This window comes from Pedobacter sp. SL55 (assembly GCF_026625705.1).
In the GTDB taxonomy this organism is placed as follows: Bacteria; Bacteroidota; Bacteroidia; order Sphingobacteriales; family Sphingobacteriaceae; genus Pedobacter.
In genome coordinates, this window is record NZ_CP113059.1 from 4,289,752 (window position 1) to 4,310,805 (window position 21,054).

The 21,054-nt window shown below is 36.0% G+C and carries 21 protein-coding genes and 1 tRNA gene; 16 read left to right on the forward strand and 6 right to left on the reverse strand.

The genetic code is table 11. The annotated features are described in order from the left end of the window. The first annotated feature begins 56 nt into the window (after positions 1-56). The 5 genes from OVA16_RS19295 (at position 57) to OVA16_RS19315 (ending at position 4,654) form a co-directional block, all read left to right on the forward strand. Positions 57-1,007 carry an exonuclease gene (locus OVA16_RS19295; protein ID WP_267762621.1) on the forward strand — a complete coding sequence of 317 codons (951 nt, stop codon included), beginning with the start codon at positions 57-59 and terminating at the stop codon, positions 1,005-1,007. 32 nt (positions 1,008-1,039) lie between these two features. After that, positions 1,040-1,195 (forward strand): DUF5522 domain-containing protein, encoded by a 156-nt coding sequence (locus tag OVA16_RS19300; RefSeq protein WP_267762623.1) that lies wholly within the window; start codon positions 1,040-1,042, stop codon positions 1,193-1,195. Between the two features lie 74 nt (positions 1,196-1,269). Beyond that, entirely contained in the window at positions 1,270-1,758 is a 489-nt protein-coding gene (locus OVA16_RS19305) for a TspO/MBR family protein (protein ID WP_267762624.1), read from the forward strand. 49 nt (positions 1,759-1,807) lie between these two features. Further along, positions 1,808-4,123, forward strand: a complete 2,316-nt coding sequence (locus OVA16_RS19310) for a patatin-like phospholipase family protein (protein WP_267762626.1) — start codon at positions 1,808-1,810, stop codon at positions 4,121-4,123. A gap of 3 nt (positions 4,124-4,126) precedes the next feature. After that, positions 4,127-4,654 (forward strand): hypothetical protein, encoded by a 528-nt coding sequence (locus OVA16_RS19315; protein WP_267762628.1) that lies wholly within the window; start codon positions 4,127-4,129, stop codon positions 4,652-4,654. 116 nt (positions 4,655-4,770) lie between these two features. On the opposite strand, the gene OVA16_RS19320 is transcribed toward OVA16_RS19315, so the two are convergent. After that, positions 4,771-7,164, reverse strand: a complete 2,394-nt coding sequence (locus OVA16_RS19320; protein WP_267762629.1) for a BamA/TamA family outer membrane protein — start codon at positions 7,162-7,164, stop codon at positions 4,771-4,773. Between OVA16_RS19320 and OVA16_RS19325 the strand changes: the two genes are divergently transcribed. The 3 genes from OVA16_RS19325 to OVA16_RS19335 all read left to right on the forward strand — a co-directional run bounded on the left by OVA16_RS19325 (position 7,155) and on the right by OVA16_RS19335 (position 8,425). Further along, entirely contained in the window at positions 7,155-7,895 is a 741-nt protein-coding gene (locus tag OVA16_RS19325; RefSeq protein WP_267762630.1) for a TrmH family RNA methyltransferase, read from the forward strand. The genes OVA16_RS19320 and OVA16_RS19325 overlap by 10 nt on opposite strands. A 250-nt stretch (positions 7,896-8,145) precedes the next feature. Beyond that, a tRNA-Cys gene (locus OVA16_RS19330) sits at positions 8,146-8,216 on the forward strand. 38 nt (positions 8,217-8,254) lie between these two features. Beyond that, the gene (locus tag OVA16_RS19335) at positions 8,255-8,425 is read left to right on the forward strand and encodes a spore protein (protein ID WP_097130939.1); all 171 of its coding nucleotides are present in this window, start codon (positions 8,255-8,257) and stop codon (positions 8,423-8,425) included. Positions 8,426-8,501: 76 nt separating this feature from the next. On the opposite strand, the gene OVA16_RS19340 is transcribed toward OVA16_RS19335, so the two are convergent. Continuing rightward, a complete protein-coding gene (locus tag OVA16_RS19340; protein ID WP_267762632.1) occupies positions 8,502-8,822 on the reverse strand; it encodes a hypothetical protein in 321 nt (106 codons plus the stop codon). Positions 8,823-8,993: 171 nt separating this feature from the next. On the opposite strand from OVA16_RS19340, the gene OVA16_RS19345 reads away from it, so the two are divergent. Beyond that, positions 8,994-9,431 (forward strand): SRPBCC family protein, encoded by a 438-nt coding sequence (locus OVA16_RS19345; RefSeq protein WP_267762634.1) that lies wholly within the window; start codon positions 8,994-8,996, stop codon positions 9,429-9,431. Here the strand turns inward: OVA16_RS19345 and OVA16_RS19350 are convergent. Further along, positions 9,428-10,456, reverse strand: a complete 1,029-nt coding sequence (locus OVA16_RS19350; protein ID WP_267762636.1) for a quinone-dependent dihydroorotate dehydrogenase — start codon at positions 10,454-10,456, stop codon at positions 9,428-9,430. The genes OVA16_RS19345 and OVA16_RS19350 overlap by 4 nt on opposite strands. Positions 10,457-10,886: 430 nt before the next feature. On the opposite strand from OVA16_RS19350, the gene OVA16_RS19355 reads away from it, so the two are divergent. From OVA16_RS19355 to OVA16_RS19375, 5 genes are all read left to right on the forward strand, one after another. Continuing rightward, entirely contained in the window at positions 10,887-11,939 is a 1,053-nt protein-coding gene (locus OVA16_RS19355) for a tyrosine-type recombinase/integrase (protein WP_267762637.1), read from the forward strand. Between the two features lie 151 nt (positions 11,940-12,090). Next, positions 12,091-13,029 (forward strand): hypothetical protein, encoded by a 939-nt coding sequence (locus OVA16_RS19360; protein ID WP_267762639.1) that lies wholly within the window; start codon positions 12,091-12,093, stop codon positions 13,027-13,029. A gap of 186 nt (positions 13,030-13,215) precedes the next feature. Continuing rightward, a complete protein-coding gene (locus tag OVA16_RS19365) occupies positions 13,216-15,570 on the forward strand; it encodes a UvrD-helicase domain-containing protein (RefSeq protein WP_267762641.1) in 2,355 nt (784 codons plus the stop codon). Between the two features lie 124 nt (positions 15,571-15,694). Beyond that, a protein-coding gene (locus tag OVA16_RS19370; RefSeq protein ID WP_267762642.1) for an IS3 family transposase occupies positions 15,695-16,772 on the forward strand; the annotation gives its coding sequence in 2 pieces (ribosomal slippage) (positions 15,695-15,948 and positions 15,947-16,772; 1,080 coding nt in all). Positions 16,773-17,177: 405 nt separating this feature from the next. Next, positions 17,178-17,501 (forward strand): DUF262 domain-containing protein, encoded by a 324-nt coding sequence (locus OVA16_RS19375; RefSeq protein ID WP_267762644.1) that lies wholly within the window; start codon positions 17,178-17,180, stop codon positions 17,499-17,501. On the opposite strand, the gene OVA16_RS19380 is transcribed toward OVA16_RS19375, so the two are convergent. From OVA16_RS19380 to OVA16_RS19390, 3 genes are read right to left on the reverse strand one after another with little or no spacing between them, the layout of a single operon-like run. Then, positions 17,467-18,033: an NADP-dependent oxidoreductase gene (locus tag OVA16_RS19380; protein WP_267762646.1), complete on the reverse strand. Its 567-nt coding sequence runs from the start codon at positions 18,031-18,033 to the stop codon at positions 17,467-17,469. The two genes, OVA16_RS19375 and OVA16_RS19380, sit on opposite strands and share 35 nt — an antisense overlap. An 11-nt stretch (positions 18,034-18,044) precedes the next feature. After that, on the reverse strand, positions 18,045-18,812 hold the full coding sequence (locus tag OVA16_RS19385) for an SDR family oxidoreductase (RefSeq protein ID WP_267762648.1): 768 nt from the start codon (positions 18,810-18,812) through the stop codon (positions 18,045-18,047). A gap of 57 nt (positions 18,813-18,869) precedes the next feature. Continuing rightward, a complete protein-coding gene (locus OVA16_RS19390) occupies positions 18,870-19,604 on the reverse strand; it encodes an SDR family oxidoreductase (protein WP_267762650.1) in 735 nt (244 codons plus the stop codon). Positions 19,605-19,702: 98 nt separating this feature from the next. Between OVA16_RS19390 and OVA16_RS19395 the strand changes: the two genes are divergently transcribed. Next, complete coding sequence (locus OVA16_RS19395; protein WP_267762651.1) at positions 19,703-20,119, forward strand: winged helix-turn-helix transcriptional regulator; 417 nt, start codon at positions 19,703-19,705, stop codon at positions 20,117-20,119. Positions 20,120-20,821: 702 nt separating this feature from the next. Next, complete coding sequence (locus tag OVA16_RS19400) at positions 20,822-21,034, forward strand: Dabb family protein (protein WP_267762653.1); 213 nt, start codon at positions 20,822-20,824, stop codon at positions 21,032-21,034. The last annotated feature ends 20 nt before the right edge of the window (positions 21,035-21,054 follow it).

The following is a 21,054-nucleotide window of genomic DNA, read 5'->3' on the forward strand; positions in this document are numbered from 1 at the left end:
AACAACTTCAGCTTTAATAGCAATAATCAGCTATCAACCCTCTTCCATCACAAGAAATGAACAACCCTATACTTCAAGATTTTATTACACTTACTAAAACTGGATTATATTGCTCTTACGGCAACTTCTATTTAGACCCCCAAGAGCCTGTTTTAGAAGCCGTAATTTCTCATGCCCATGGCGACCACGCCGTAAGTGGAAACGAGAATGTGTATTGTACTAAAGCTACACAGCTTTTTATGCAGCACCGTTATAAAAAGTTTGCAGCTGCTAATTTCGAAGTTAAGGCGTATCATGAAAAATTTGAGATTAATGGCGTAAAAATTAGTTTCTACCCTGCGGGGCATATTTTAGGCTCGGCAATGGTGTTAATGGAATATCAAAATGTGCGCTATTTATACACTGGCGATTATAAAGTAGAGCCAGATGTTACCTGCGAACCTATTGAATTTGTACAGGCAGATGTGCTCATTACCGAAACCACTTTTGCAGACCCAGAAGTAACACACCCCAATGCCGAAGAAGAAATCAAAAAACTAAACTCCGTAAGTAGCAATATCATGTTGGGTGCTTACGCCTTAGGAAAAAGTCAGAGGTTAATTTCGTTAATTAACAAGCATTGCCCAAACAAAAAGATTTTGGTGCATCACAACATTATGCCCTTCGTTAATATTTATGAGCAACAGGGCATCGCTTTAGGTAATTATCAGGTTTACGATAGAAAGATGATGAAGCAGCAGTTAGAAGGTAATATCTACCTGGTACCACCAATGGTTTTTAACAGCTACATTAGAGCTATCAATGTAGTAAGGGTTTTTGCCACAGGCTGGAAATACCTGCAACAAGGCAACGGCATACATTTATATATTTCTGATCATGTAGACTGGCAAGGCATTATTGAAACCATAAATGAAGTAAAACCTAAAGAAGTTTGGACTTTACATGGCGATGGAAAACAGCTAAAAGCACATTTTAAAGATCAACTTACAGTTAAAATATTAAATTAATTACTCATTTTATCATTTAATATTTAAGCCGCATGAAAGAAGGCGAAGATTTCTATTTCAATGAAGAAGGTTTAATGGTATTTACTAAAGCTTACCACTTAAAACGTGGCCATTGCTGTAAAAATAAATGCAAGCACTGCCCATGGAATTTTGGAAAAAACCGAGAGCAAAAATATAAAAAAGCATAATTGCACAGGTAATTTTTACTTTACAAATAAACACTTCAGTTAAATTCTTGTTTATCTTAGCATAATCATCAATCATGACAAATAAAAGTCCTGTTTCTAACGCACTTGCATTTTTAATTTGCATTGCCATACCATTAGCTATTGGTTTTTTTGGCAGTATGTTTACTATGGATTCGGTAAAAACATGGTACACTACCATTAATAAACCTTCGTTTAATCCACCTAATTGGATATTTGCTCCTGTTTGGACAACGCTTTATTTATTAATGGGTATCGCCTCGTTTAGGGTATGGAAAAAACGTAAAACAACCGAATGGTTTCATTGGGCTGTGATTATTTATATCGTACAACTGTTGTTCAATTTAATGTGGTCGTACATTTTTTTTGGCTTACACCAAGTTGGATTTGCAGTTATAGAGATTTTGCTACTACTCTTACTGATCATCGTTAATGCTTTTATATTTTATCGCTTTGATAAATTGGCAGGTTGGTTATTTTTACCTTATTTTCTTTGGGTAAGCTTTGCCACATACCTTACTTACTCCATATTTGTACTTAATTAAGCTATAATTAGCTATTAAAAACAGAAAAAAATAGGTACTTTTAAGCAACATGCTCCTTAAAAGTCTATTTATCACATCATTACTAGTATTTACACTGCAACTTAGTGCGCAAAAAGTTGGGTTAGTTTTTAGTGGTGGCGGGGCAAAGGGCTTGGCACATATTGGCACGTTAAAAGCACTAGAAGAAAACAACATCCCAATAGATTACATTACTGGCACCTCTATGGGCGCTATTGTTGGCGCCATGTATGCTGCAGGTTATACACCCCAACAAATTGAAAAAATTGCGCTAAGTAGCGATTTTCAAAATTGGGTAAGTGGCCGCTACCAGAGTGATTACAGCTTTTATTTCCAAAAATCGGCACCAAACCCATCTATTGTAACCGCTAAAATGGCTATAGACACTAGCTTGAGACTTAGTTTTAGGCCAAATTTGGTTAACGATATCCCCTTAAACTTCGCCCTGCTCGAGCTTTTTTCGCAAGCATCGGCTGCTGCCAAAGATAATTTTGATAACCTATTGATTCCTTTTCGGTGTATGGCATCAGATATTTTATCGCAAAAAAGCATTATGGTAAGCAAAGGCAGTTTAACCGAAGCTGTTAGAGCCAGTATGACCGTTCCACTTATTTACAGACCTATAAAGCTAGACGATAAATTTGTTTTTGATGGCGGAATTTATAACAACTTCCCTGCCGATGTGATGCAAAAAGAGTTTAAACCAGATCTCATTATTGGTGCTAATGTTTCGTCTAAAACCTTTAATGAGTATCCTAAAGATGACGACAGGTTGTTAAATAGGTTTTTGGTTTATATGTTTCTTGCTAAATCAGATTCTACTTTAGTAGGCGAAAATGGCATTTACATCGCACCAAATTTAGCTGATTTTAGTTCTACCAATTTTTTACCCGTAGAAGAACTCATTAAAAAGGGTTATGATGCCACCATAGCTGAAATTGATCACATTAAAAGCAAGATTAATAGAAGAGTTGCAACAAGCGAACTGGAAAGAAAACGAAATGAATTTAACAGTAAGAAAGCAGAGCTTATTTTCAATGCCATTTCGGTAACGGGCGTTAACTCGCAACAGCGTAAGTATATAGAACGTCTTTTTAAAAGCGATGCCGAAACTTTTGATTTAAGCGACATTAAAAGGGGATATTACAAGCTGGTAGCCGATGAAGTTTTTGAAGCAATTTATCCTAAAATCTCTTACGATGCCGCTACCGATAGCTACAACTTCCAGATTGTTGCGCAGCCTAAAAAAGCTGTAAAAATAGATTTTGGAGGTAATATTTCTACACGCCCCATTAGTAATGTTTTTTTAGGTGTACAGTACAATTACCTTAACCGTAGGGCTTATACCTTTGCTGCTAATTTTTACTCCGGTCGTTTTTACGAGTCGGCGCAGCTAAGCGGCAGGATTGATTTCCCCAGCAAAACACCGCTATTTTTAGGTGCAGAAATCACTTATAATCATTGGAATTATTACAATACCAGTAAAATTTTTGTAGAAAACCCATCGCTCACTTATATAGACCAGGCTGACCGTAAAATAGATATTAAATTTGGCATGCCATTGAATAGAAACGCTAGAATTATTTTAAATACCGCATTCATCAATAATAGTGATAATTACAGTCCAACGCAAACCTTTGTAGTTGGCGATTTGTTAGATCGTACTGTGTTTAATGGCTTTAGAGCAAATTTAAGCTTCGAAAAAAACTCGCTTAACCGAAAACAGTATGCCACTGCTGGGCAAAATATTTTATTAAGCATAAACTATACTACTGGAAGTGAAAATTACTCGCCAGGCAACATACAGGTTAACAGCTTAGGTCCGCAAATGGCACCAGCGTATAGTAAAAATTTGAGGCAATGGGTGCAAGCCAAATTTAGTTACGAGAACTATTTCTTAAAAGCTAAAAAATATACGCTAGGTTACTTGGCAGAAGTAGTGGCTTCTAACCAACCGCTCTACAGTAATTATTATTCAACACTGATAGCCGCTCCTGCATTTTATCCGTTGCAAGATAGCCGCTCTAATTTCTTAGAAAACTTTAGGGCTTATAACTATGCTGCCGGCGGAATAAAAAATATCTTCAATATTCAAAGAAAACTTGATTTTCGTGTAGAAGGTTATGTATTTTTACCTTATCAAGAATTTAAAAAAATTGGTTTACAAGGTGTAGGCTTTGAAAAAACTTTAAGCACTTGGCGCTACGCTGGCACAGCTGGTTTAGTTTATCAATCGCCTTTGGGGCCAATTAGTTTGAGTTACAATTTATACGATGAGGCAAAGAGAAAACATGGGGCACTTTTGCACATTGGGTATTTAATTTACAATAAGAGATCTTTAGAATAAAACATGAGGTTAATCGTTTTCATTTGCTTGTTATTTTCATCGGGGATAAGTTTTGCTCAAACCACAAGCATCAACAATTTTATAGTTAAAGAAAGTCTATTAAAAAATAGCAAAATAGCAATTATTGCAGCCGATAGTTTAGAAAACCCAATAGAAACCATTAACGGCACCTACACATTTAGCGTGAGTGGTTTTACACAGCAACTTGTGTTTAATGGTGGAGTAGCCATTCTACCACTTCCAATTGATAAATCTACTTTCGTTTATGTTAAACATGCCAACGAAAGCGGCACGCACAGCAAATTGCTTTATGTTTACAAGAAAGATGGAGATTTAAACCCAATAACCATCAGCAGGATTTTTTTCATCATCATCCCTTTGGTAATTATACTTTTAGCCTTTGCTTTTAAGAAATTTATTTACTTAGCTGTAATTATCTTCTTAATTTTCTTTTTCTTTAGCTATAGTAACGGCTTAAATATTTCTACCTACTTTGAAACGATATTTGATTATTTGAAAAATTTGATTTGAGGTTGGTTCATTCGGGAATTTGGTTATTTGTTGATTTGGTTATTTGGTTAATTGGTTAACTGTGAATTGAAAACGGAAAACTAATCCCTAACACCTGACTCCTGATACCTGACTCCTTAAAAAGGCATCCCGATACCAAAATTATATTGTACAAAGCGGTACCTATCAGGACTGTGCGTAGTATAGTAATCTGCTTTAAAGGCTTTCCCTCCATTAATAAATTTGCTGATAACCCACTGTTCTCCACCTACAAACTGCGGATCTTTCAGTTTCAAGCCTACATCGAACCTAAAAACAAAAAACTGCACATCGTACCTGAAACCTAAACCTGTACCTAAGGCAATTTGCTGTCCAAGCCTATCCAATTTAAAATGCGATCCCTTTTGGGCTTCATTTGGAGAAATATTCCAGATATTACCTGCATCTAAAAAAGTTGCTCCATTCAATTTGCCACCAAAGAACTTTCGTGCCAACGAAAATCGATATTCTAAATTAGCCTCTATCTTCATTTGCCCCAATTGATCTATACCAAAGGTTGCAGCCCTAGCTTCTGTTGTTGTAAATGCTTCGGCCCTGTTATAATTTCCGGGCCCCAAAGTTCTAGCTTGCCAAGCTCTTACCCCGCTTGATCCTCCAGCAAAAAACAGCTTCTCGAAAGGTATATCGGTTGAGTTGCCATAAGCATAACCAATACCAGCATTCAATCTGGTTATCAATTGCGATTCTTCTCCTAAATTTTTATACCACCTTACATCTATTTCTGGGCGTACATATTGATTGTAGGGTAGCCCCAACACCTTACCAAATTCATTATTTTCTGGATTGCTCTTGTTCCCCAACAATGTAGAAACTCCTTGCAACAAGTTCCCGGCAATATCAATACTGCCCCTAAAATAAATGAAACTTTTATTTTGCAACAACTTGTCTGCATTTAGCGAATATGCATATTTCATACCCAATGTAACATCCTTACGGCCCAACAACAAAATACTATAAAGGTTATTTATGACATCTTGATTATTGAGGTCGAGAAGCACGCTACCAAAACGGTACTCGAAATTTAAAGGAGTGAATGAATGCAATTTAGACTTGGTTTCTACCCAATCATAGGTTACAGAATTGATAAATACCCTTCTAATGGTAATATCTTTTTGCAAAGCATAAAGGTAACTGGTAGAGAACGTGGTGTAGGGTATACCATTTTTACCCATTACCGGAATATTTATAAAGGGAACCATTAGCCTTGGTACGGTTAAACTTGCTCCCACAGAAAAATCTCGCTGATAAATATCAGAAAAAATAGACTTGCCATCTATAAACCTAGATTGTAAACCGCCCTTAACCTGAAATTGAAATTTTTCTCCGCCCTTTAAAAAGTTGTTATTGGTGTAAGTATTACTCAATGTAAAACCCACTGTAGCATTGTTAAAGGGTATTTCTCCCTCAATCCTATTGCTCATTCTTTTTTGAGGCGTAAGCAAAATTACCGGATCAATAACACTAGCTGTATCTTTATTTTTCAAGTAGTCGATTTTTACGTTCTTGAAAATATTTAGCTCGTAAAGCCTATCGTAGGTTAGCTGCTCGTTATCTATATTATACTTTTCGCCAGGCCTAATGAAATTATAACGAGTAATCGGATTTCGTCTAAATTTTCCGGATAAATCTGTAAACCGTATGCGATTAAAAATTCGCTTGTTCAAAGTAATCGAGTCGGTAAATCCTTCGGTGCTTGGTGCCACAATGATATTCATTTCGCCTATGGTGTATACCTTATGCCTGTCGGCCGTACTATCAATTGGATTATCGATAATCAGTTTTACTTTTACCTTGTTATTGTTTTGGTTAGAATCTGGACTGAATTTTACATAAGGCCTAACAAAATCATAGTATCCGTTTTGGCGTAACAGCTTGTATATTTCTTCACGTTCGTAAGATAGAGAGTCCTCATCGTACTGCATACCAACACGCAACCGCGAAAAACTACCTTTAGCGCTTAAATACAATGATTTAACCGTTTCATCTGCAATATCATTGGTAAGCTCATTTACCATAAAAGGTTCGCCGGTTTTGGCGGTAAATATCAGCTTTGCTTTTTTCTTTTTTACAAAAATTTCTGATTTAACCGTAGCATTAAAAAAACCCTTACTTTTTAGAAATTTCTCTATCTGGCTTCGAGATATTTCTACCAATGTGCTATCTAATATAGGCGGCGGACTGCCTAGTGGCTTGATATTAGTTTTACGGTATTTACCATCTTTAGTATTAAAAACATTATAAATACCTACATTAATACCCAAACCTTCGATAGGTTTAATATCTTTTTGCACGTAAGTATAAGCAGCCTCTTCGTACTCTTTTCCAATGCTATCTATTTTTACCTTTTTTACAATGGCTTGGTAATCTTCAATATATTTTGTTGAGGCGCACCCTGCTACAAAAACAAGAATAAATAGTAATATTGCAAGAAGTTGAATGTTTTGCTTATTGTAGTTTTTATATGCTTTCAAAATCTCAGATCAGTTTTATTAAATCGCTTCATCAAAAAAAGTACCGTAAAGAAAACGGAATTTTTATTATTGAAGGTATAAAATCTATTGTAGAATTTTTAAAATCTGATTATCAACTACATAGCATTTACTACACTCCAAAAATATCGGCAACTTTACCTAAAGTTAGTGCAAATATAAACTTATTTGAAGTAACAGAAGCTGAGTTACAAAAGATTAGCACGCTGCAAACGCCACAAAGCATCCTTGCTTTAGTACACATTCCAATTAAAAAAGATATTGATATTAATTTATTAAAGAACCAGTTTTCTTTAGTGCTTGATGATGTACAAGATCCGGGTAATTTTGGTACCATCATTAGAACTGCGGATTGGTTTGGCATTAAAAACGTCATCTGTTCTGAAAACACGGTAGAAGCCTACAATCCTAAAACAGTTCAATCAACCATGGGCTCGTTATGTAGGGTAAACGTTCAGTACACCTCGTTAAATGGCTTTTTAGCAAAGGCAAAGCTTCCAATTTATGGCGCATTGCTAAATGGAGCAAACATTTACCAAACGCAATGGGGTAATGAAGGCTTAATTTTACTAGGCAACGAAGGCCACGGTATTAGCAAAGAACTAATAGAGAAAATCAATTTCCCGGTTACCATACCTCGTTTTGGAGAAGCAGAATCGCTTAATGTAGCCGTATCTGCAGCTATTTTTTGTAGTGAAGTTTGTAGGGGTTAGGGATTAGGGGTTAGGGGTTAGTTTGCAGTTCACAGTTTGCAGTTCACAGTTAACCAAATCAACAGTTCACAATTTGCAGTTAACCAAATCATCAATTTAAACAGTTAACCAAATCAACAAATAACCAAATCCCCGAATGAACCATTGAGCTAATGAACTAATGAACCAACTAAAAATAAATTAAACATTTTAGGCAATATAGTTTGCAAGCTTACATTAAATTGTTATTTTTGCAGCCTTGAAAAGAAAAGGTCGAGTGGCCGAGTGGCTAGGCAGAGGTCTGCAAAACCTTGTACAGCGGTTCGAATCCGCTCTCGACCTCAAGTAAAAATATTTAAAAAGAAAAAAAGCTTATTATCATGGCAGTTACCAGATTAAAAAGAAAAGACAGATACAATAAAACTGTTTCTCGTTTAGAAGTAAAAAATTTGAAATTGGCGACTAACTTAGAATTAGGTAGCCGTTCTCAGCAATCTACAAAAGATCAATTAGCAAAAAACAATGCTGTTTTAGCTGCTTTAGCTAAATAATCTTTAGTACAAAAAATAGAAAGCTCCGATTTAACCATCGGAGCTTTTTTCGTTTACAACCAAATAAACCGAAAATTTAATGATGCACCAGTTGGTAAACCTTGTGCATATACATCGCCTCGTCAATAGCATGTACAAAATCATGCAGCTCTGCCCTTGTAAATTTTAAACAGATATCCGGAAAAGGCGTAGATAAAACCACCACCCTATTTCCATCTGGGCTGTACTCAAAAAACTGATCAAAGTTTAATTGCCTAGCCACTTTGGTAAACTCGTAAAATTGACTAAAAGAAAAACTAAGCAATAAGCCCGGTTTCCAAACATTAATCATTTTACAGTTATTACATTGTGTAATCTGTATATCCCCCGAATTAGCGATGATGGTTTTCTTGCACATATCTTTTTAGCAACTGACAATACAAATATCCAACTATTTAGAATAATTCCAAATAATAAAATTGATTATTTGTTTCATTTTGAAAATCAAATACTTACAAATAATACAATCAAAACAAAAAAATAATTGTTAGGTTATTAGTTATAGAGCGCACACTAATTCTTATACGAAATGAAAAAAGACAGCATCTTAGTTGAAAGAACCTTTAACGTTCCAGCCAGTAAAGTATGGAGCGCTTTAACCGATATCAGCGATATGAAACAATGGTACTTTGATATTGAAAAATTTGAACCTAAAGTTGGTTTTAAGTTCGATTTTATGGGAGGGCCAAATGAAGATACGCAGTATTTACATTTATGCGAAGTAACAGAAGTTATAGAAAATGAAAAACTAGCGTATACTTGGCGTTATGACAATTACCCAGGAAACTCCTTAGTTTGTTGGCAACTAATAGACCGAGGAGAAAAAACCATTGTAAGATTGACACATACAGACATACCTTCGCTAGCCGAAGGTAGCCCAGATTTTAGCAAAGAAAACTTTAGCGAAGGCTGGAACTACATTTTACATACCAGCCTAAAAGAATATTTAGAGAACGATGAAAGCTAAACCAAAGCTTGACAAATACGCTTAATTAAACCAGGGCCTTCGTAAATAAAACCAGTATACAATTGCACTAAAGCAGCTCCGGCATCTAATTTCTCTTTCGCATCTTTGGCGGAGTGAATACCACCTACGCCAATTATAGGAAATGCCCTACCCGACTTTTCAGACAAGTAGCGGATCACTTCGGTAGAACGTTGGGTTAAGGGCTTACCACTTAAACCACCCATTTCCCCTTTCAATTTCTCTGGCGAGCCCAAGTCATTTCTGCCAATGGTAGTGTTGGTAGCAATTACACCGGCAATGCCCGTTTGTTTTACAATTTCAATAATATCATCTAACTGTTCATCTGTTAAATCTGGCGCAATTTTAAGTAGAATTGGCCTCGATATATCGTTTTTACAATTACGCTTTTGCAGCGTATTTAAAAGCTCCATTAAAGGTTCCTTTTCTTGTAAAGCTCGTAAACCCGGCGTATTTGGCGAACTCACGTTAACCACAAAGTAATCTACCACATCAAACAGCCTATCAAAACATTTAATGTAATCGTAAACCGCATCTTCGTTGGGTGTATTCTTGTTCTTGCCAATATTTCCGCCTACTATAATCTCAGGATGTCTGTCTTTTAGCAATCGCAAACGCTCGGCCATAGTATCTACACCTTTGTTGTTAAAACCCATTCGGTTTATCAATGCGGCATCTTCTGGCAAACGAAACATTCTAGGTTTATCGTTACCAGGTTGTGGTAATGGCGTAACCGTACCTACTTCAATAAAACCGAAGCCTAAATTGCTTAGCGCTTCTACATACTCTCCATTTTTATCGAACCCAGCGGCTAAACCCACCGGATTTTTAAACTTCAGTCCAAAAACCTCACGCTCTAAACCTTTAAAGCTAACATCATAACTGCCTCTCAAAACAGATTTCCCAAAGGGGAAAACATCATTGAACCATTTAAGACGTTTAACCACAAAATGATGGACATTTTCTGGGTCGAACTTGAAAAATATGGGCTTTACCAAACGATACATGATGCGAAGATAATAAAAAAGGAAATGCTAATATTTTCTTAATTTATTTTTAGAAAAGCAACAGCAGCAATAATGGCAAATACAGTCCTTTGCTTTGCTAATGCCGATGAAACTTATGCAACACCAAAGCATACCCTAAAAAAATAACAACAGCGGCTTAAATCGGGAAACCGCTTCGCCAAGGTTTATTTTACCACGTTTTCTACAAATTGGCTACTTAGTTACCCAGCTAAATGCCTAACAACATTGCCTCGCTGCAGCTAGGCTCAAGTTCGTTCAAATTTGTTTTGCAAATAAGTTTATGGTTTTTGCTAAAACAAGGCAAAAACTGTTCTTGATGAAATAGCCCGGCTTATACTTCAAAAGAGCATTTGGATAATAAAAGAACAGACTTTTATTTTTAAATTAGTGCTACATCAACCAATTGCCTATGTTTAAAGCTAAAACAATTACCCATAAAGGGCAAAGTCGCATTGCGGTTTATTTTGAGAACAAGCCCGAGCTTACTGCTCGTTTTAAACAATTACAAGGTGCTAAATGGAGCGCCACACTAAAAGTTTGGCATTTACCAGCCACAGCGGCTTATCTTAAACAATTTAAAATTATAACTGAGGCAGTTAACATTCATCAAAAAAAAGAAACAATACCTATTAAGCCCGAGTTGGCGCAATTTATAGATTGGCTAAAGAGCAGGAGATATAGTAACAGCACCGTAAAAACCTACACAGAAGCACTTCGTATCTTTCTATCTTTCTTTGGCGAAAAAAAAACGGAAGAAATTACCAACACAGATTTGATCTATTTTAACAACCAATACATCTTAAAAAATGAACTTTCGGCCTCATACCAAAACCAGATGGTAAATGCCATTAAACTATTTTTTAGTATTGTACAACAAAAGCAACTAGACATTAGCAAAATACACCGACCAAAAAGAGCTAAAACATTGCCTAATGTTTTAAGCAAAGAAGAAGTTAAAGCCATTTTAACGGCTCACAATAATATGAAGCACCAAACCATGCTTAGCCTGATATACGCTTGTGGTTTACGCCGAAGCGAACTTCTAAACCTTTTGCCAATACATATAGATAGCAACCGAGGTTTGTTGTTAATTAAGCAAGCCAAAGGTAAAAAAGACAGGGTTGCCCCTATTTCTGAAAAAATAGTGAATTTGCTAAGGGCATACTATAAAGCTTACCAACCCAAAAAATGGCTGTTTGAAGGTCAGCTTGCAGGCCAAAAATATAGTGAGAAAAGTTTAGAGAATGTTTTAAAACAAGCTCTAAAAAAAGCGAAAATTAACAAACCAGTTAGTTTGCACTGGTTAAGGCATAGTTACGCTACTCATTTATTAGAGAGTGGAACAGATTTACGTTTTATACAAGAGCTATTAGGGCATAGCAGCAGCAGAACCACTGAAATTTATACACATGTAAGCACTAAGAGCCTAAAGAATATTAAAAGCCCCTTTGATGATTTGTAATAAAAAAACATATATTTGATTTTAACGTAATACCTCGGTTTTATGGCGCAAAGCGAACACATTTTGGTTGACTTAGCGCCATTTTATGAGGGGTATAAATAAGTTGTGTGCAATTCGACCGACACTGCAATAGACCCAAACATTCTAAATTATGAGAATTGAAAATAGACGAGTTGTAAATCGAAGACTTATAAATAAAACAATTGTCGAAGATGATAAGAAAGGCTTGTTTTTAACAGACTGTAATCTGAACATTATCGAAAGTATAGGCTTTGACAACTTCCGTCTTATAGACTTTGCACCAAATGGAAACATTGTTCTCTTAAAATCAAAGGAATGGCTGACAATACGGAATGCAAATAAAACTAAACTTACAGCTTTTGACATTCATAGTAAAAAGCAGTTATTTTCTATTGAAAAATTTCTAGCGTATAGAGGTTTGATAGACAAAAATTCAAAATATTTTTTACTTGAACATTATGGAGGTTTGTGCTCAATTGACCTAAATAATGGAGAGATTATTTTCAGAAAAGATAAAATTGATAAAAGTTTATACAACGCTGACTTACATCTTGAAAGTAATGTTGTTTACATACCAACAGAGAAAAAATCCATTCTTACTTTTGACTTTAATGAACAAAAAATCAATGAAATAAAATTGGAAAATACGGGAGGAACCGCTTGGCTAAAATTCAATAATTTGCAAACTCATATATTAATAAGTGACAAAAAGAACTCATTGCACTGTTTTGAACATAACAATTTCACAAACCCAGTTTGGACATTAAATTTTTCCAAGATTAAAAAAGACAATAGAATTTGGTGTTATAATATATTAACGACAGAAAGTAATTTAGGTTGTATTCAGGGCTTTACACCTGCCAGTGACCAAAATGAAAACGCAGGTGGGACTTTGTACACTTTCAATATCGAAAATGGCGAAATAATTGACAAATATGATTATGCAAAAATTAAAGAGAGTATCATTACTGATTTCCAGTCAGACGAAATCCTAATTGACAATTTAACAAGTTTATCATTGACAAATAAAACAATAAGAAACACACCGATTACAGAGTTGCTTAAATAGAAAGAACTGCACACAACACGGGTTTTGCATCAGGCGGGCTGAAGTGCTAAATTCAACGGCAGTTTTTCAATTAAACATTAGTAATAATATCGGCTTTTGTGCTTCGATTTCCCGCCCGAACGCAAAGCCCCGAAACGTTATCAGCAAGCCTAAGACGACAGCACACCACAAAATAAACAACATTGAATGAAAGAGATTGGAAGTTTTCTATTACTTGTTTTACTGATTATATCAGGTGTTTGGTTTTATCGCAGACATCAGGAAAATGAGCGCAAGAAAAAAGAACTTGAAGCAGAACAAGCTAAACAACGGGAACTAGAAAGACAGAAGTTGTTCGACTTTTTTAAATCCAAACTGGACAACATTAAGACAGCCAACAACCAATTTTCAAAATTTATCGACCTTAAAACTGGATACTTTACAAACTATCAATTGACTACTTGGAAAAGCAAGCAAACTAATCTGTTTAATGAAATCAAAGGGAAACCTTTTGATTTCATTAATCTTTCAAGCGAAGAAGTTAAGTCAATCAAAACTTTTACAGAATATTTCAATAATGCAGCTACTTTAAGAAATGATTTTAATAAACTTTTTATAAAGGAAGAGCTTAGAACATACAACTCATTCTTTGACAATATTGAAGGAAGGAAACTTGACATTCAGCAGCGCACCGCAGTTGTAACAGATGAAGACAATAATATTGTTATTGCAGGTGCAGGTTCTGGTAAAACGACAACAATTGTTGGAAAAGTGAACTATGTTCTTGAACGATATAAAGTTCGACCAGAAGAGATTTTACTTATTTCCTTCACAAATAAATCTGCCACAACACTTGCCGGAAGAATTGACATTGAAGGAGTGGAAGCAAAAACCTTCCACAAATTTGGAAAAGACATTATAGTTGAAACAGAAGGAAGACAACCAAGTATTTTTGAAGAAGCACAATTTAAACCGCTACTCACAAGATATTTTACTGACTTAATAAAGAATACAAGCTACCTTCAAATTGTTACTGAATATTTTACGAACTTCTTAAAACCAGCAAAATCGCAATTTGAATTTGAAAATCAAGGTGACTACATTCAATACATTAAAGACCAAAATTTTAAAAGCTATAAACTAAAGGAAGTTCCTGTAAACGGAAGAATGACTTATAAAATGGAAGTCGTTAAAAGTATTGAAGAATGTAAAATAGCAAACTTTCTTTTATTCAATGGTGTGAACTATGAATACGAATTCCCATACGAACACGACACAGCGACCGAAGCATTTCGACAATACAAACCAGATTTCACAGTAATTCAAAACGGACAGAAAATTTATATAGAACATTTTGGGATTTCACGAAGCGGTAATGTTCCGAGTTGGTTCACGGGTGACGGCACTCGTTCTCCAAGTGAAAAGTATCGAGCTGATATGGAATGGAAACGAGACACTCACAGAAATAACGGAACTACTTTAATTGAGAGTTATAGCTATGAAATGAGTGAAGGAATTTTATTTGAAAACCTAACGAAAAATTTAAAATCTGCTGGAGTAGTACTTAACCCTAAATCGCCAGATGAAATTTGGAAAATCATTTCAGAAGCAGCTAAAGATGAAATAAATAGTTTTATCACTTTGTTTGGGACGTTTATAACATTAATGAAATCAAATAATTATTCAATCAATGATGTTATAAAAAGAAATCAACAAACCCAAGACAAATTCTTTAAAGACAGAAATGCTTTATTTATTGAAATCATAAAACCAATTTTTGAACGCTACGAAAATCATCTAAAGGAAAGAAACGAAATTGACTTTAGCGATATGATTAATAAAGCCTCTAAACATATTGCAAGCGGTAAGCACAAACGGAAATTCAGCTATGTTATCATTGATGAGTTTCAGGACATTTCAATTGGAAGGTATCAGTTAGTTAAGGCAATCAAAACAAGCAATCCATCTTGTAAGCTATTTTGTGTGGGTGATGATTGGCAGTCGATTTACCGCTTCAGTGGAAGTGATATTGCACTTTTCAAAGAGTTTGAAAATTATTTTGGCTTTACTGTAAAATCGAAAATTGAAACAACCTATCGCTTTCATAACCCGCTTATTAGTCTTTCAAGTGAATTCATACAGAAAAATCCAAATCAAGCTATAAAAGAACTAAAAGGAATTTCAAGCAGAAAAAAAACAGAGTATAAAATTCATTATTCAGTTACAGACAATCAGGATGATACTTTAGCGGTTCAAAAAATATTCAATGAATTATTGGAATTTGATGAAGGAATAGAAGACAAAGAAATTATTATTCTTGGTAGATATGGTTTTGATATTGATAGAATAAAAAACGAAAAATCTGTATTTCAAATTGACAAGACAAATGAAGTTATTTCATACGGCATCAAGACCGAAGAAGGAGAAATAAAGAGACTTAAAGCCCAATTTATGACAGTTCACAAAGCGAAAGGACTGGAAGGTGATATAATTATAGTGCATTTAATTGTAACTCGGGCAAATTTGGTTTTCCTTCTGAAATGTCTGACGACCAAGTTTTGAATTTATTGCTTAGCGAAGCAGACCAATTTGAAAATGGAGAAGAAAGACGTTTATTCTATTGTATGCTTCCCCGAAATTGGTCCGATTAAAAATAGAAAAAAGACACTATTTTTAATTAACAATTATGAAAACAACACAATTTACAGAGGCACAGATTGTTTCAATATTGAGACAGCATGAAAAAGGCGTTAAGGTAACAGATATTGCCAGAGCAAACGGCATATCAGAGAAGACCTTCTATCGATGGCGAAGCAAATATGGCGGGATGGAAATTAACGATCTCAAACGCCTAAAGGAACTTGAGGCAGAAAACTCCAAGCTGAAACGGATGTATACCGATCTGGCACTTTTGAACGATGCGCTAAAGGATCTGATTGAAAAAAGCTTTAGCGCCTTGCGATAAAAAAGAAGCTGTTACTTTTCTGCTTGTCGAACATCAGATCAGTAAGCGCAAGGCTTGTGATAGCATTAAAATCTCAAGAAGCAGCTTCAGTTACTTGGCCCGCATAAAGCAGGATGACAAGTACATTGAACTATTAAATGGTTTGACAGAAAAGCACGTAAGCATAGGTTTTTGGCAATGCTACCATCGGATAAGAAAGTCAGGGGAAATGATCAACCATAAAAAACTCTACAGGATTTACACCGCACTAAAACTGAACATAAGAAGAAGGGCTAAAAAAAGATTGCCAGCAAGGGTAAAACAGGCTTTGTTCCAGCCCGGCAAAATCAACGAGGTCTGGAGCATAGATTTTATGAGTGACAGCTTATGGGATGGCAGAAAAATAAGGTTATTGAACGTGATTGATGATTTTAACAGGGAAGTTTTAACGATAGAAACAGACACATCGCTGCCAACATTACGGGTAATAAGGAGTTTGGAAGAAATCGCCCAGCAAAGGGGTTATCCCAAAATGATAAGGGTTGACAACGGGCCAGAATTTATTAGTGCAAAACTGGATATTTGGAGCAAGGAAAATAAGATCCAACTTGTGTTCATTCAGCCTGGTGAGCCCACGCAAAATGCTTATATCGAAAGGTTAAACGGAACTTTCAGAAGGGATATATTAAATGCCTACGTATTTAAATCAATTCAGGAAGTAAGAACAATAAGTGAAGAATGGATGAATGACTATAACTATAGTAGGCCACATAGAGCACTCAAAAATAAAACACCAATAGAATACAAATTATGCCAATAAATTCTATTTTTGATTGGTACGAAATTTAGGGAAGCACACAAAAGCGGACAATCACCAAACAAGAAATGTCCGACCTGTAAAACGGCAGATGTTGTGTTAAGAAAATCAGGTAAAGCAAGAAATGGTAATACATATAAATTCTTCGGTTGCACGAATTACTTATATGGTTGCGACTATACAACAACAGAATGGATAAACAACTAACAGCGGACAGAAGGGCAGCTGATAACAGGCGTTTGGCTCAATGGCGGGTGAAGTGGTTAATTGAACATTCTACCACGCATCAACATTTGTGGTGTATTGACAGTTTTGTGCTCCGAAATCCGCCACTGCGCCAAGCGCCAAAACGTTATGTGTCACCCTATGAACGACCATGCTAAATAGAAACGAACGACAAAAAGACAAATGCAAAAATATTCAGTAAACCAACATTTAATAGAGACAATTTTAGCTTGGGTAAATTCGGGCGAAATCGCAATTCCAGAAATTCAAAGACCATTTGTTTGGGACAGTTCAAAAGTTCGTGACTTAATGGACAGTTTGTATCAAGGTTATCCAATTGGCTACGTAATCGCTTGGAGAAATCCGAACGTAAAATTGAAAGACGGAAGTTTAAGCGAAGGCAAAAAGGTTTTAATTGACGGACAACAGCGTGTAACAGCGTTGACAGCAGGAATTCTTGGGCAATACGTCATCAACAAAAATTATCAAGCAATTCAAAATTATTAGCACTTGCAGTTGTGGCAACAGTGGCACCCAAATGTTTTGCCAGCTGAATGGCTATGGTACCTACACCGCCAGAACCTGCCTGTATAAAAACCTTTTGTCCTTTTTTAAGTTGTGCTTTCTCAAAAAATGCCTGCCAAACCGTTAAAGCCACCAAAGGAATAGAAGCGGCTTCTTCCATTGAAATGTTTTTAGGCTTCAACGCCAGATCATTTTCATTAACGGCGATGTACTCGGCAAATGTGCCAATATGAAAATCGGCAGGACGGGCAAATACTTCATCGCCTACTTTGAAACCATTGACTTTCGAGCCAACTTTTGTTATTACTCCCGCAAAATCGTGCCCCAAAACCAAGGGGAACTTATAGGGCAACAACAATTTAAACTCGCCTTCTTTCAGTTTATTATCTAACTGATTGAGGGCTGTGGCGTGTATGGCTACCAAAACTTCGTTATCCCCGATGTTCGGTTCTGGCATATCAACCAGTTGCATTTTGTCGCCTTTACTATATTTCGAAATACTATATGCTTTCATATCGATTGTAATTAATTAACTAATTTTTTGTCGTGCTTTTTTGAATTGATGATATTGTAAGCCACTTTTGGAAGCAAGCGGTTCAAAAAGTAAACAATCTTACTGTCGCCAATTCTAATGGTATAAATATCGTTTTCCAATCCTTTAATCAAACCACTTATCAATTGCGAAGGACTGATTTTTTTATCATCCCTATCGGCCACCATATCCGTATCAACCAAAGGTGGAAGCAATTCAAAAATCTTCAACTTGCTGTTGATAACCCGCAGGTGTTTGCGTAACGAATGTACATAAAAAGCCAAAGCCGTTTTAGAAGACGAATAGGTAGCTTCAATGGCAGACGGTACGATACTGAGAATGGACGTAGTATGGATAATCGCCGCTTCTTTTCTGGATTTCAGCATCTCCATAAAAAGATTGTTCAGCCGTATTACACCAAAATAGTTGACTTCCATTTCGTAAATAGCACCTTCCAAATGCTCATTTTTCGGAATACCCAAATTGGACGGCGGTACACCTACGCCTGCATTATGGTACAAAATATCTATGCCGCCCCGTTCTTCTGTTTTTTTGAGCAAGCTGTTGGCGTCATCTTCCTTAGAAGCATCACTTTGTATAGCAACAAGTGTTGGATAAAGCCTTAATGCATCATCCAGCTTACGCTGATTTCTTCCGGTAATGATTACCTTAGCACCTGCCTGCAAAAACTGTCGGGCCGCTTCCAAGCCAATACCAGAACCTCCACCGGTAATCAAAATCGTTTTGCCTTTAATATTCATAACAATGATTTATTAAAAAAATGGATACTGCTGCAATGAACAGCATCCGTTTTTAAATTACTTTGACTGATTGATAATTTTAGACATTGCCTCATTAATGGCTGCGGCATAAATTTTCGTTTCGCCAACTGGCACATCGAACCGATTGTTTTGTAAACCGATAAACAATTCTTCTGCTACCTCTGCCGCAGGAACTCCCTTGTCGCCATCAAGATAAGAAGAAAACTCCGTATCGGTACGGGGCGGATATACTTCATACACTTGGATATTTTTATTTTCTTCATAAGTAGCTCTTAAAGCTAGGGTGTAATTATGAAGTGCCGCTTTTGTTGGACAATAAGTAGGTAGAAATTTTTCGCTTCCATATACGGCCAAAGAAGATACATTAACAACTGCCGCTTCCTCTTTTTGAAGAAGATGAGGCATCATAAGCTGGTTGAAATGAATGACTGAGAAATAATTGAGGTTCATCTCTATCTGAGCCTTTTCCAAAGCATCAGCATCCTGACTAAGCAGGTAAGCAAATGCAATTCCTGCGTTGTTCACGATGATGTTCACATCGGGATGATTAGTTTTCAGTTCTTCGGCAATACGCTCTCTTTCCGATGCCTCTGCCCAGTCTCCTTTTATCGCAACAGCACCGTCTAAGTGTGACAAAGCCGCCTGCAAGCGTTCTTCACTACGTCCGTTGATGATGATTTTATTGCCTTCGGCATTCAGTTTTTTAGCGATTGCTAAACCTATTCCGGCACTTCCGCCGCTTATAAAAATGGTATTTCCTGTTGTTTTCATTTTATTTATTTTAAAAAATTCGTAATTTCGCTTGCAATTTGCAAGTACAAAGATATAAAACAACTTTCATTTTGCAAGTAGATTAAAAAAAATAATTTATGGCTGATAATAAAAAAAGATCTGATTGTCCAATTAGTAGTTCTCTTGAGGTTTGGGGAGATAAATGGTCGCTGTTGATTGTGAGGGACTTAATGTTTGCAAAACAATGTACTTATGGCGATTTTTTAAAATCAGGGGAAAAGATTGCCACCAATATTTTAGCCTCCCGACTACAAACGCTGGAAGAAAACGGAATTATTACAAAGTCGGACCATCCGGACAGTAAAGCGAAAGTTTTATACCAACTCACACAAAAAGGAATTGATTTATTGCCTTTAATGGTTGAAATAAACTTATGGGCCGAAAAATATTATGATTTGCCTGCCGACAGAAAGGCAAGTTTAACCGAGGTAAAAAAGGATAAAGAAGGGTTTATAAAAAGGATGGCTGAAGACTTAGAGAAAAGTAGTAGTTAACGTGAGTTCGGGATAAGAAAATTATGTTATTTGCTAGCGATAGCGCTTCAAATCTTCGTTCAGCTAATTTTCGGTCTCTTATTTTATTCCTAGTTTATATATTTTCAACGGTGTTCAAGAACGCTAACGCGGTTTTCGGGCCGCACCAATAAGCCAAAGCACTTTCTTTGAAAGAAACCTGCGGAGCAAGCATGAAGACAAATAAAACAAATACTAAAACGGAATAAATAAGCAACCGAGAGTTGATCAGCAAAGCTGATGAGCTCCGTAAACTCCGGTTTTGTTAATTTTGCGGTCAACCTGCGAAGCAAGCTTGAAGGCAATTAAAAACATAAATAAATTCTGAAAAAAAGTAAGAGACCAGCGGCGGCGAGTTAAAAAAATACGTTCAATGCGAATTTCTCAAGAATTGTAAAAATACTTAACCCGAATTTACGTTAGTTAATAATGCTACGGTAATGAGTTCGCATTGGCTCGATTTGCTCCTTTATGTAAAAATTAAAACTTCCTTCTTCGCAGAAGCGAACGATTTAGTTTTGAAACCACAGGAGAAGTGATTTGGAACAAAAACTCACAACAATAAATCAATTTATATATCTTCGCCCGTAAAAAACATAATGATTGCACATCACGTATTATTCTGGCTAAAAGCCGATACCACAGCAGCCCAAAAAGAAGCTTTTTTAGGGGGGATTAAAAAGTTTGGAAAACATTGAAGTTGTAAAAAATTTCCACGTAGGTACACCTGCGCCAATTGAACGTGCGGTAGTAGACACTACTTATACTTTTAGCTTGATCTTATTTTTTGAAGATTTAGCAGCACATGATGTTTATCAAGTACACCCAATTCATAAAGCCTTTTTAGAAGAATTTAGAGTTTTCTTCGAAAAAGTGATCATTTACGATGCGAATTAAAGAAAAAACCGATCGATAGA